Here is a 12,466-nt window from a genome sequence, read left to right as displayed (position 1 = left end):
ACTCCGCTCACCGGCCGCGGACGACGACCGCGCGGGGGAATCAGACGGTCGTCGTCGTCCTGGGGGAGCGGGCGCGCAGCACGAGCCACAGCACGAGGCCGACCACGACCTGTACCGTGCCGGTCACGCCGATCGCGGTGTGGATGCCGGTGAGTTCCTCGGCGGCCGTCACGGGCCCCTGCCCGATGACGCCGGCGAAGACCGCGCTGACCAGCGGGATGCCGATGGCGATGCCGACCTGCTGGCTCTGCGTGGCCATGCCCGTCGCCATGCCCTGCGCGTCGGCGTCGGCCGACGAGGTGGCGATCACCATGAAGCAGAGCGCGGCGAGCATCGAGAAGAAGGCGTTGACGAACTGGGTGGCGATCAGCGGGATCAGCCAGGAGGAGTCGGCCGAGGCCCACACGCCGAACAGCATGAAGGCTCCCTGGAAGAACAGTGCGATCCCGAGCAGCGAGTGCGGCGGCACCTTCTGCAGGATGCGGGGGCCGACCACACCGGCGATGATCTGCCCGACGCCGATGCCCAGGAGCACGAGTCCCGCGGTCATGGACGACAGCCCGAGGACGTTCTGCACGTAGAGACCGGTGAAGAAGATCAGCGCGGTCTCGCCGCCGAAGATGAAGAGGGCGGCCAGGTTGCCGAAGGCCATGTCCGGCTTCTTGAGGATCTTCACCGGGACCAGGGCGTCGGCGGTACGGCTCTCCACGGCCCAGAAGGCGCCGAGCAGGACGGCGGCGGCGGCCAGGGAGAGACCGGCGACGGCGTCCAGTCCCTCCTCGCCGACGCGGGTGACGCCGTAGATGCCGGCGAACATGCCCAGGGTGATCAGCACCGCACCGGGCACGTCGATGCGGCTGCGCCGCTCGGCCCGGCTCTCCTCCACGACCAGGGGCACCACCACGAGGGCGGCGAGGGCCACGGGGATGTTGATGAAGAAGGCCCAGCGCCAGGAGAGGACGTCGGTCAGCACGCCGCCCAGAATGGCGCCGACGCTGAACCCGCCGCTCATCATGATGCTGTTCAGCCCCAGGGCACGGGCGCGCAGCGTGGGCTCGGTGAAGGCGGTGGTGAGCAGTGCGAGCGCGGCCGGGGTGACCGCCGCGGTGGCCAGGCCCTGGAGGGTGCGGGCCACCAGCAGCATCGCCGGGCTGCCGGCGACGCCGCCGAGCAGCGACGAGACGGCCAGGACGACCATGCCGCCCATGAAGATGCGCCGCCGGCCGACGAAGTCGCCGACCCGGCCGAAGACGAGGGTGCAGCCCGCGGCGGTCAGCGCGAACATCGTCGTGATCCATTGCAGGCTTCCCGTCGAGAAGCCGAGGGAGACCCCGACCTCAGGGAGAGCCACGTTCAGTACGGAGAAGTCTGCGGCCATCATGAACTGGGACGCCAGGAGGACGACGAGAGCCGCCGTCTGGCGGCCGCTCATCCGCACGGCTCCCGATGCCGCGACGTTCGTCTGCGCGGTTTCAACGCTAGTCATGGCTCCACCCTGATCGGAGCCGGGAAGACCAGCCAGCCCTTGCCTGGGGCCACCACAGCCGAGGGTGGTACTGCCGGTGACACCCTCGTGAGGGTCCGGTTCGGCCGTCAGCCGGGGCCGAGTCCGGGGGCGCCCCAGAGCGGGAACCAGCGCTCCAGGTCCCCCTCCATCGCGAGCTCGCCCTTCAGCAGGCCCCGCACCTGGAGTTCGAGGGCGTTGTCGCGGGCCTCGGCGCCGTCCGCGAGCGGCGCGAAGGGGTAGAACGTGCCGCGCTTGCAGAGGTACACGAGGGCGAGGTCGCGCGCGCGGCGCCGGTCGGGTTCCGGGCCGGTCACCGGTGCGCGGAACGCGGTGAGGGAGCAGAGCAGGTTCGCGCCGAAACCGGCCTCCTCCAGGAGCGAGTGCACCGCGTGCAGGTCGTTGACCAGCGAGATCAGGTCCTCGGCGGGCCGCCGGACGGTCAGCCAGGTGTAGCCGTACGCGTCCGAGGCGTAGGTCACGGGGTACGCCCCCGGTGCCGCGTCCCCGTTGTTGTCCGGCCCCTCTTCCGGCCCCTCCTCGGGCCCCGCCGTCACCGCCACGTCGAGCAGGTCCCGTACGTCCTCCTTCAGGCGGGCGAAGGCGCCGCCCTCCACCGCGGCGAAGCACACCGACGCCGCGCCGGCCGGTGCGAAGCCGGTACCCGCCTGGAGGGTGAGCGCGGCGGCCGGGAGGCCGAAGAGGCGGTCCAGGTCGGGCCGGACCGGCCGGCCGCGCCCCAGGATGCCGTCCAGGAGGCCCACGCCGTCACACCTCGCCGAGTCCGGCCGAGATCCGCGCCAGCTGGTCGAGCCGCTGCTCCAGGGTGGGGTGGGTGGAGAGCAGCCGGCCCAGGCTCTCCTTGGAGGAGAAGGCGGGCGCGAACCAGAAGGCGTTGTACGGCTCCGCCTTGCGCAGGTCCCTCGTCGGGATGCGGGCCATCTCGCCGCTCACCTTGGTGAGCGCGGAGGCCAGCGCCGACGGCCGGCCGGTGAGGAGCGCGGCGGCCCGGTCGGCGGCCAGCTCGCGGTAGCGGGACAGCACCCGGGTGAGCAGGAAGCTGACGACGTAGACGGCCGCGCTGACGACGGGCACGAGGATCACCGCGGCGCCCATGGTGGCGTCCCGGCTGCGCCCGAGACCGCTGTAGAGCACCACCCGCGTCATCATCCCGGCGAGCACGCCGAGGAAGGACGCCACGGTCATGACGGCGACGTCCCGGTGCGCCACGTGCGACATCTCGTGCGCGAGGACGCCCTCCAGCTCCTCCGGCTCCAGGCGGCGCAGCAGGCCGGTGGTGACGCAGACCAGGGCCGTCTTCTCGCCGCGGCCGGTGGCGAAGGCGTTCGGCACGTCGCTCTCGGCGATCGCCACCTTCGGCTTCGGCATGTCGGCCAGGGCGCAGATCCGGTCCACGGTGCCGTGCAGCTCCGGCGCCTGCTCGCGGGTCACTTCGCGCGCGCCCATCCCCAGCGCGGCGATCCGGTCGCTGAACCAGAACTGTCCGACGAACAGCGCGCCCGCGACCAGCAGGACGATGGGCCAGGACCCGCGCAGCAGCACCATCAGGACGCCGACGAAGACCACGTACAGCAGTCCGATCAGGAACATCGTCGTCGCCATGCGGGCCGTGAGGCCCCGGTCCGGGGCGTAGCGCGAGCGGGTCGAGGTGGGCATTCCCGCACCCCCTTCCGCGCCTGGGCGGGACCGGCTTCCCGCTCCCTCCTGCCAGTGTGCGCCCCCGCGCGGCGGAACGGGCGGACGGCCGGTGCCGGCCGCCCTCCGGACGAGGCCGCCTGCCGGGGGAGTGCGCTCCGGTGCTCGTGCGTTCGCGAACCGTACCGGCGCGGGCCGCCCGGTGCGGCCCGGGTGGACCGGGGAGGGGCCCCCGGTCCGGTGGCCGGACCCGGAGGGATCGACATCGCAGCGGCGACGGAAGAAGTCGAAGATCCGTTGCAAAATTTGCACATGCGGGAGCGTGGGGACGTAGGGGAAGGTGTCGGTCCGGTTGGCGCTGCTGTATCGCGGGAAGGCGTGCCGGGGTGGGTGCCCCCGCGGACAGGTGCGATGAGGGCGGGTGGATGCCGGCACAGGCCCTGATTGTCGAGCAATTACGAAATCAGCGCGATATCTTGCGTTCACTTGTTGGGGGTGGTTGAGTGTGCCGCGCCCCACAACGCAGACGCCGACCGACGGTGGGGCCACCTCCACGCTCTTGCCCGAAGGGGACCACCCGATGAGAAGTGCCAGGTTCCGCCGTACCCGCCGCGCCAGCGCGGTCACCCTCGTCTCCGCCATGACGCTGACCGCGCTCGCGGCCTGCGGCACGAGCAGCAGCGACAACGAGGGTGGCGGTACGTCGCAGGCGACCGGCTCGGCCGACGCCTCCGCCCCGCTGGACCCGAAGACCAAGGTCTCGATCACGATCGACTGCATGCCCCCGGCGGCGAAGGCGGCGGAGCTCAAGGAGTGGAAGGAGGACGTCGCCGCCTTCAACAAGATCTACCCGAACGTCACGATCGAGGGCCGGTCGACCCCCGGACAGTGTCTGGAGCCGCCGCGCTTCACCGCGATGCTCAAGGCCAAGTCGCAGCCGGACGTCTTCTACACCTACTTCACGGACCTGCCGCAGGTCCTGTCCGAGGACGGCGCCACGGACATCTCCGCGTACGTCAGCGACAAGACGGTCCCCGGTCTGAAGGACATCGACCCCAACGTCCTCGGCACCCTCAAGAAGGACGGCAAGCTCTACGGCCTGCCCACCAGCAACTACACCATGGGCCTGCTGATCAACCGCAAGCTCTTCAAGGACGCCGGCCTGAACCCCGACGCCCCGCCGCGCACCTGGGACGAGGTCCGGGCGGCCGCGAAGAAGATCGCGGGCCTCGGCAACGGCGTCGCCGGCTTCGGCGAGTACAGCGCGGGCAACACGGGCGGCTGGCACTTCACCGCGCAGATGTACAGCCTCGGCGGCGACGTGGTGGACGCGAGCGGCAAGAAGGCGGCCTTCAACGGCGAGCTCGGCAAGCAGCTCGCCAAGAACCTCCACGCGATGCGCTGGGAGGACGACAGCATGGGCAAGACCCAGCTCCTCCAGTGGGGCGACCTGCAGAAGCAGATAGCCACCGACAAGCTCGGCATGTTCCTCGCCGCCCCCGACGACATCACGTACATGGTCCAGCAGCTGGGCGCCAAGTACGACAACTTCGGCATGGGCCCGATCCCCGGCGGCAAGAACACCCTCGCCGGCGGCAACGGCTACATGATCAAGAAGGGCATCTCCCCGGACAAGGTCAAGGCCGGCATCGCCTGGCTGAACTTCAAGTTCACCACGGTCGGCAAGGGCCAGTTCGACTGGGCGCGCACCAAGTCCGACGACCTCCCCGTCGGACTTCCGCAGCCCAACTTCTGGCTGAACGACTCGAAGAAGACCGACGACGCGTCGCGGACGGCCAACGCCACCATGCCGGTCGCCAACTTCAAGGCGTTCATGGACAACCCGGTCGCCGGCAAGGCCGAGCCGCCGAAGGCCCAGGAGATCTACAAGGTCCTGGACAACGTGATGTCCGGCATCCTCACCAACAAGGACGCCGACGTCGACAAGCTCCTCTCGACCGCCGAGTCCCAGGTCAACCAGGTCCTGGCCAACCAGTGACGGAACCGGGCGGGGCGGGGCGTCCTCCCCTCCCCGCCCCGCCCGGCACCCCCGGCACGGCAGCAGACACGGCAGTCCCGTACCAAGGAGCACGAATGTCGGCCCCGAGCATCACCCCGAGCAAGGCGCGGCCTTCCCGCCACTCCCAGCCGGACCGAGGCGGCCCCCCTGCCCCGGGCGGCGCCCTCGCCAGGAACCTGCGGCGCAATCTGACGGCCCACGCCTTCCTCATCGGAGCCGTCGTCTGCTTCGCCCTCTTCTCCTGGTACCCGATGGTCCGCGAGTTCCTCCTGGCCTTCCAGAAGACCGAGAGCGGCAGGACGGTCTGGGTCGGCTGGGACAACTTCAAGACCGTCTTCAACGACCCGGCCTTCTGGCAGGCGTGGGGCAACACGCTCTGGTACACCGCCCTCGCCCTGGTCCTCGGCTTCGCCGTGCCCTTCGTCCTCGCCCTCACCATCAACGAGTTCCGCCACGGCAAGGGGTACCTGCGGCTCCTGGTCTACCTGCCCGTCATGCTTCCCCCGGTCGCCGCCGTGCTGCTCTTCCAGTACCTGTACGACCCGGGCTACGGCCTCCTCAACGAGCTGCTCCGCTTCCTGCACCTGCCCGAGCAGCAGTGGCTCCAGGACGCCGACACCGCGATGCTCTCCCTGGTCATCGCCTCGACCTGGATGAACATGGGCGGGGCCACCCTGATCTACCTCGCCGCGCTCCAGGGCATCCCCGGCGAGCTGTACGAGGCGGCGGAGCTCGACGGCGCGGGCCTGCTCCGCAAGATCTGGCACGTCACGATCCCGCAGACCCGCCTCATCCTGTCGCTGATGCTGCTCATGCAGGTCATCGCGACCATGCAGGTCTTCGTCGAACCCTTCCTGCTCACCGGCGGCGCCGGACCGGAGGGATCGACCACCACCGTCGTCTACCTCATCTACCAGTACGCCTTCAACTTCAACAACTACGGTGCCGCGGCGGCTCTCGGACTGCTCCTTCTCGTACTGCTCGCCGGGTTCTCGGCGGCGTACGTCAAGCTCAGCCGCGCCGAGGACGAGTAGGGCCGGGGGAACAGCCATGTCCACACGTACGCTCATCTCGCCGGCCGTCCTCGCCAAACCGCGCGGCAAGCGCCTCTACTGGGGCGCCTTCGCCCTGGTCGTCGGCGGCTTCACCGCGGTGTTCCTCGGCCCCCTGTACTGGCTGGTCTCCAGCGGTTTCAAGGACACCCAGGAAGTCGTCCGGACCCCGCCGACCCTGGTGCCGGAGAGCTTCACGCCCGAGAACTACAGCCGCGCCTGGGAGGTCATGGACCTCTCCTCCCTGCTGTTCAACACCTTCTACTACGCCTTCGGCGCCCTCGCCTTCCAGCTCGTCCTCGACGTGGCCGCTGCCTACTCGCTGTCGAAGCTGCGGCCCGTGCTGGGCAAGGCCATCCTCGGCATGATGCTCGCCACCCTGATGATCCCGGCGACCGTCCTCATCGTCCCGCAGTACCTCACCGTCCTCGACGTGCCGATCGTCGAGCGCAACCTGCTCAACACCCCGTGGGCGATCTGGCTGCCGTCCGTCACCAACGCCTTCAACATCTTCCTGCTGAAGCGGTTCTTCGACTCCATCCCGAAGGACCTCCTCGACGCCGCGTCGATCGACGGCGCGAGCCCGATGCGCGTCCTGTGGTCGATCGTCCTGCCGATCTCCCGGCCCATCCTCGGGGTGGTCTCGATCTTCGCCGTGGTCGGCGTCTGGAAGGACTTCCTCTGGCCGATGCTGACCCTGCCCGACCCCGCCAAGCAGACGCTCAACGTGGGCATCTACTCGCTCTCCAACGGGGTCCCGGTCAACATCCTCATCGCCGCCCTCACCATCGCCTCGCTGCCGACCCTCATCGTCTTCCTGATCTTCCAGCGGAACATCATGGGCGGCCTGGCCGCGGGCAGCCTCAAGGGCTGACGCCCTCCCCGCCCTTCCCCTGAAGCCTTCGCCGCCGCCCCGGGCCCATCCTGACCCCGCTTGTCCGGCGCGGCGGCGAAGTACCCCTCCCTGCCCGAAAGGACCGTCACGTGGCAGCCCCCACTTCGTCCCGCACCGCCGACTGGTGGCGCGACGCCGTCATCTACCAGGTCTACCCGCGCAGCTTCGCCGACGGCGACGGCGACGGCACCGGGGACCTCGCGGGCGTCCGGGCGAGACTGCCCCACCTCGCCGAACTCGGCGTCGACGCCGTCTGGTTCACCCCCTGGTACGCCTCACCGATGATCGACGGTGGCTACGACGTCGCCGACTACCGCGCCATCGACCCCGCCTTCGGCACCCTCGACGAGGCCGAGAAGCTCATCGCCGAGGCCGCCGCACTCGGCCTGCGCGTCATCGTCGACATCGTGCCCAACCACGTCTCCGACCGGCACGCCTGGTTCAGGGCCGCCCTCGCCGCCGGCCCCGGCAGCCCGGAGCGGGCCCGCTTCCACTTCCGCCCCGGCCGCGGCGAGAACGGCGAACTCCCGCCCAACGACTGGCCCTCGCAGTTCTCCGGCAACACCTGGACCCGCGTCCCGGACGGCGAGTGGTACCTCCACCTCTTCACCCCCGAGCAGCCCGACCTCAACTGGTCCCACCCCGACGTCCGCCGCGAGCACGAGGACGTGCTGCGCTTCTGGTTCGCCCGCGGCGTCGCCGGCGTGCGCATCGACTCCGCCGCCCTGCTCACCAAGGACCCCGACCTGCGGGACTTCGTCGAGGGCGTCGACCCCCACCCGTACATCGACCAGGACGAGATCCACGACGTCTACCGCTCCTGGCGGGCGATAGCCGACGAGTACGACGGCGTCTTCGTCGGCGAGGTCTGGCTCCCCGACGCCGAGCGCTTCGCCCGCTACCTCCGCGCCGACGAGCTCCACACCGCCTTCAACTTCAACTTCCTCGCCTGTCCCTGGGAGCCCGCACGGCTCCGCGCCACCATCGACGACACGCTCGCCGAGCACGCCCCCGTCCACGCTCCCGCCACCTGGGTCCTCTGCAACCACGACGTCACCCGCACCGTGACCCGGTACGGACGCACCGACACCGCCTTCGACTTCGCCACGAAGGCGTTCGGCACCCCCACCGACCTGGAGCTCGGCGACCGCCGCGCCCGCGCCGCCGCCCTGCTCACCCTCGCCCTGCCCGGCTCCGTCTACCTCTACCAGGGCGAGGAACTGGGCCTGCCCGAGGCCGACATCCCGCGCGACCGCATCCAGGACCCCATGCACTTCCGCTCCGGCGGCACCGACCCCGGCCGCGACGGCTGCCGGGTACCCCTGCCCTGGGAGGCCGAGGCACCCTCGTACGGCTTCGGCGCGGGCGACGACCCGTGGCTGCCGCAGCCCGACGACTGGGCCCGCTACGCCGTCGACCGGCAGTCCGCCGACCCCGGCTCCATGCTCAGCCTCTACCGCACCGCGCTCGAACTCCGGCGCACCGTGGCCGGGTTCGGCGACGGCCCCCTCACCTGGCTCCCCGCCGGGGACGGCGTCCTCGCCTTCACCCGCACCGACGGCCTGATCTGCGCGGTCAACCTCTCCGGCGGCTCCGTCGCGCTCCCCGCCCACGAGGAGCTGCTCCTCGCCAGCGGCCCGCTCGACCCCGACGGCTCCCTCCCCCGGGACACGGCCGTCTGGCTGCGGTCCTGAACCCGCGGGCCGCCCCGGAGACACCGTGCGCGGAGCACGGGAGCGCTCCCGGCGGCCCGCCGCCGGACCCCACCGCGCGGCCGAGGCCGCTCAACGCCGACTCCGTCGGCCGCGCCGCGCGGTGGTCGCGGCCGGGACCCTGACCCGGCCAGGACGGACGCCCTGTTCCCGATCCGTGGGGGGCCGGGAGCAGGGCCTCCCGTCCCAGCGAGAAGCACGGACTCCGGGCAGGCCGCCATCGGCCTGCCCGGAGTCCGGTCGTCACCACCCCTCCCCAGCAGAGAAGCGAGCCGAGATGATCCCCAGCCGCGTTCCCTCACGCGTACGCAACGGCGCGAGAGCCACCGCCGTCGCCTGCGCCCTCCTCTGCCTCGGCCAGGCGGCCGACGGCATCGCCGCCGCCTCGCCCGCCGATCCCGACCGCACGTCCGCCGCCGGCCCCGTCGTCACCCGGGCCGGGCTCGACCCGTCCCTGGTCGCGGGCCGCGGCGCCGCCGTCGCCTTCGACGAGCAGGAGGCGGAGAACGCCCGCACCACCGGCACCGTCATCGGCCCGGACCGCACCGCGTACACCCTCCCGTCGGAGGCGTCGGGGCGGAAGGCGGTCCGCCTGGTACCCGGGCAGTACGTCGAGTTCACCCTGCCCCGCGCCGCCAACGCCCTGACCGTCCGCTACAGCATCCCGGACGCCGCGGGCGGCGGCGGGATCACCGCGCCCCTCGACGTCACCGTCGACGGACGCCACCGCCGCACGATGACGCTGACGTCGCAGTTCTCCTGGCTCTACAACCAGTACCCCTTCACCAACGACCCCGGCGCGGACCTCCTGCACCCGGACTGGTGGCTCGCCGAGTGCGCCTGCGTCCCTGCCGCCACCACCCCCGCGCCCGAGATCGCCAAGCCCTTCCGGCCCACCCACTTCTACGACGAGCAGCGCCTGCTCCTCGGCCGGACCCACCAGGCCGGCGACCGGGTCCGCCTCACCGTCCCGGCCGGCAGCGCCGCGGCCTGGACCGTGATCGACCTCCTCGACACCGAACTGGTCGCCGCCCCGCACGTGGAGCGCGGCGGGATCGACGTCCGCGCCTTCGGCGCCGACCCGACCGGGCGCCGCGACGCGGCCCCCGCCATCGAGCGCGCCATCGCCCTCGCCCGCAGGACGGACCGGCCCGTCTACCTGCCGCCGGGCACCTTCCGGGTCGACCGGCACATCGTCGTGGACGACGTCACCGTCGTCGGCGCGGGCAACTGGCACACCGTCCTCAAGGGCCGTCAGGGCACCCTGGCCGAACCCGCCCCCGGCGGCTCCCGGCACACCGGGGTCGGCCTGTACGGCAGGAGCGCCGCCGAGGGCGGCAGCCGCGACGTGCACCTCTCCGGCTTCGCGATCGAGGGCGACGTCCGCGAGCGCGTCGACACCGACCAGGTCAACGCGATCGGCGGCGCGATGAGCGACTCCACCATCGACGGCCTGTACCTGCACCACACCAAGGTCGGCCTCTGGTTCGACGGGCCCATGCGGAACGTGAGGGTCACGAACAACGTGATCACCGACCAGATCGCCGACGCGCTCAACTTCCACACCGGCGTCACCGACTCGCTCGTCGCGCACAACTTCGTCCGCAACAGCGGCGACGACGGTCTCGCCCTCTGGTCGGAGAAGACCGCCGACGCCCGCAACACCGTCACCCGCAACACCGTGCAGTCGCCCACCCTCGCCAACGGCATCGCCGTCTACGGCGGAACGGACACCACGGTCAGCGGCAACCTGGTCGCCGACCCCGTCCGCGAGGGCAGCGGTCTGCACGCCGGCGCCCGCTTCGGCGCCGAACCCTTCACCGGCTTCCTCCGCTTCACGGACAACACCACCGTCCGCGCCGGCACGCTCGACCTCAACTGGCGGATCGGCCTGGGCGCGCTCTGGTTCTACGCCCTGGACGGCTCGATCGACGCCGACGTGCGGGTCACCGGGGACCACTACCTCGACTCCACCCACAACGCGATCATGCTGGTCAGCGAGTACGGGGTGAAGGACCGCTTCTCCGTCCCGTCGGTCCACTTCAAGGACATCCGCGTCGACGGCACCGGCAACTCGGTGGTCAGCGCCCGCACCAAGGGCTCCGCCACCTTCGAGAACGTCGACGCCCGCAACGTGGGTGCCGTCGGCGTGAACAACTGCGGATCGTTCAACTTCCCCGCCACCGGCTCGGAGTTCGCGCTGGAGGACCGCGGCGGCAACGACGGCGGCTGGCTCGCCCCCTGGCTGCTGCCGAACACCATCACCTGCGACGACCGCCCGCCGGTGGTCGCGCCGCCGGCCCCGGCGCCCTGGTGAGCCCCCTGCGCCGTCGTACGACGGCCTGAGGGGCCCTTCGGGGGCGCGGCCGAGGGTCCGCGCCCCCGAAGGGCACGGCACGAGGACGCGTTCTGCCGTGTCGCGGACACATCCCGGAAACGGGCCGCGCGGACGGGCCGCGTTTTTGCGTCATGCGTCATCTTCCTCAGGGAAATTGGCGCAATTGACTTGCATATTTTGCGCTAGACTTGCGTGCATGACGCGACGACTTGCCCAGGTGGCGAAGAAGGTGGGGGTCAGCGAGGCGACGGTCAGTCGTGTCCTCAATGGCAAGCCCGGGGTCTCGGAGGCGACCCGTCAGTCGGTGCTGACGGCGCTGGACGTCCTCGGGTACGAACGTCCGACGCAACTGCGCGGCGAGCGCGCCCGGCTCGTCGGCCTCGTCCTCCCCGAACTGCAGAACCCCATCTTCCCGGCGTTCGCCGAGGTCGTCGGCGGGGCGCTCGCCCAGCAGGGGCTCACCCCCGTGCTGTGCACCCAGACCAAGGGAGGGGTGTCGGAGGCCGACTACGTGGAACTGCTGCTCCAGCAGCAGGTCTCCGGTGTGGTCTTCGCCGGCGGCCTGTTCGCGCAGGCCGACGCCCCGCACGACCACTACTACCGGCTCGCCGAGCGCAACATCCCGGTCGTCCTCATCAACGCCCCCATCGAGGGGCTCGACTTCCCCTGCGTCTCCTGCGACGACGCCGTGGCCGTCGAGCAGGCGTGGCGGCACCTCGCCTCCCTGGGGCACGAGCGGATCGGCCTGGTGCTCGGCCCCGAGGACCACGTGCCGTCGCGCCGCAAGCTGGAGGCCGCCAGGGTGGCCGCGAAGGCGGCCGGCCTGGACTGGGACGACGAACTGGTGGAGCGGTCCATCTTCTCGCTGGAGGGCGGGCAGGCCGCGGCCTCGCGCCTGCTCGACCGCGGGGTGACGGGCTTCGTGTGCGGCAGCGACCCGCTCGCCCTCGGGGCGATCAGGGCCGCCCGCAGGCGGGGGCTCAAGGTCCCCTCCGACGTGTCCGTCGTCGGCTTCGACGACTCCGCCTTCATGACGTGCACGGAGCCGCCGCTGTCGACCGTCCGTCAGCCCATCGAGGCGATGGGGCGGGCCGCGGTCGACCTGCTGTGCGCCCAGATCCAGGGGACGCAGCAGCACCCCGGCGAGCTGCTCTTCGAGCCCGAACTCGTCGTACGCGGCTCGACGGCCCCGCCGCCCGCCCGCTGACCGGCCGGCCCCGGCCGACGGCCCCATTCCTTCCCTCCCGCCTTTTCCCGCACGACAACTGACCGCACGTCACCCGACGGCA

9 protein-coding genes are annotated in these 12,466 nt (G+C 71.4%); 6 read left to right on the top strand and 3 right to left on the bottom strand.

Features of this window, described 5'->3' with window-relative positions:
* Positions 1–40 precede the first annotated feature (40 nt).
* The 3 genes from AB0424_RS19035 to htpX all read right to left on the bottom strand — a co-directional run bounded on the left by AB0424_RS19035 (position 41) and on the right by htpX (position 3,181).
* Positions 41–1,486, bottom strand: a complete 1,446-nt coding sequence (locus tag AB0424_RS19035) for an MFS transporter (protein ID WP_366306829.1) — start codon at positions 1,484–1,486, stop codon at positions 41–43.
* A 107-nt stretch (positions 1,487–1,593) separates the two neighbouring features.
* Positions 1,594–2,268 carry a hypothetical protein gene (locus AB0424_RS19030; protein ID WP_366306827.1) on the bottom strand — a complete coding sequence of 225 codons (675 nt, stop codon included), beginning with the start codon at positions 2,266–2,268 and terminating at the stop codon, positions 1,594–1,596.
* 4 nt (positions 2,269–2,272) lie between these two features.
* A complete protein-coding gene (gene htpX, locus AB0424_RS19025) occupies positions 2,273–3,181 on the bottom strand; it encodes a zinc metalloprotease HtpX (RefSeq protein ID WP_366306825.1) in 909 nt (302 codons plus the stop codon).
* A 559-nt stretch (positions 3,182–3,740) separates the two neighbouring features.
* Between htpX and AB0424_RS19020 the strand changes: the two genes are divergently transcribed.
* From AB0424_RS19020 to AB0424_RS18995, 6 genes are all read left to right on the top strand, one after another.
* The gene (locus AB0424_RS19020) at positions 3,741–5,159 is read left to right on the top strand and encodes an extracellular solute-binding protein (protein ID WP_366306823.1); all 1,419 of its coding nucleotides are present in this window, start codon (positions 3,741–3,743) and stop codon (positions 5,157–5,159) included.
* Between the two features lie 95 nt (positions 5,160–5,254).
* Complete coding sequence (locus tag AB0424_RS19015) at positions 5,255–6,214, top strand: sugar ABC transporter permease (protein WP_366306821.1); 960 nt, start codon at positions 5,255–5,257, stop codon at positions 6,212–6,214.
* Between the two features lie 16 nt (positions 6,215–6,230).
* Positions 6,231–7,106: a carbohydrate ABC transporter permease gene (locus AB0424_RS19010; protein ID WP_366306820.1), complete on the top strand. Its 876-nt coding sequence runs from the start codon at positions 6,231–6,233 to the stop codon at positions 7,104–7,106.
* Positions 7,107–7,216: 110 nt separating this feature from the next.
* Positions 7,217–8,821, top strand: coding sequence for an alpha-amylase family glycosyl hydrolase (locus AB0424_RS19005; protein WP_366306818.1), 1,605 nt, complete (start codon positions 7,217–7,219; stop codon positions 8,819–8,821).
* Positions 8,822–9,116: 295 nt separating this feature from the next.
* On the top strand, positions 9,117–11,156 hold the full coding sequence (locus AB0424_RS19000) for a glycosyl hydrolase family 28-related protein (RefSeq protein ID WP_366306816.1): 2,040 nt from the start codon (positions 9,117–9,119) through the stop codon (positions 11,154–11,156).
* A gap of 217 nt (positions 11,157–11,373) precedes the next feature.
* Positions 11,374–12,384: a LacI family DNA-binding transcriptional regulator gene (locus AB0424_RS18995; protein WP_366306814.1), complete on the top strand. Its 1,011-nt coding sequence runs from the start codon at positions 11,374–11,376 to the stop codon at positions 12,382–12,384.
* The last annotated feature ends 82 nt before the right edge of the window (positions 12,385–12,466 follow it).

The organism is Streptomyces sp. NPDC051180 (assembly GCF_040689545.1).
GTDB lineage: Bacteria > Actinomycetota > Actinomycetes > Streptomycetales > Streptomycetaceae > Streptomyces.
Note: the sequence above shows the minus strand (reverse complement) of the source record. Positions and strands in the feature narration are given on the sequence as shown.

Bases quoted from the DNA above. Each gene is read 5' to 3' on its own strand.
- htpX (WP_366306825.1), bottom strand. From the start codon at position 3,181: ATGCCCACCTCGACCCGCTCGCGCTACGCCCCGGACCGGGGCCTCACG.
- AB0424_RS19035 (WP_366306829.1), bottom strand. From the start codon at position 1,486: ATGACTAGCGTTGAAACCGCGCAGACGAACGTCGCGGCATCGGGAGCC.
- AB0424_RS19015 (WP_366306821.1), top strand. From the start codon at position 5,255: ATGTCGGCCCCGAGCATCACCCCGAGCAAGGCGCGGCCTTCCCGCCAC.
- AB0424_RS19020 (WP_366306823.1), top strand. From the start codon at position 3,741: ATGAGAAGTGCCAGGTTCCGCCGTACCCGCCGCGCCAGCGCGGTCACC.
- AB0424_RS18995 (WP_366306814.1), top strand. From the start codon at position 11,374: ATGACGCGACGACTTGCCCAGGTGGCGAAGAAGGTGGGGGTCAGCGAG.
- AB0424_RS19010 (WP_366306820.1), top strand. From the start codon at position 6,231: ATGTCCACACGTACGCTCATCTCGCCGGCCGTCCTCGCCAAACCGCGC.
- AB0424_RS19000 (WP_366306816.1), top strand. From the start codon at position 9,117: ATGATCCCCAGCCGCGTTCCCTCACGCGTACGCAACGGCGCGAGAGCC.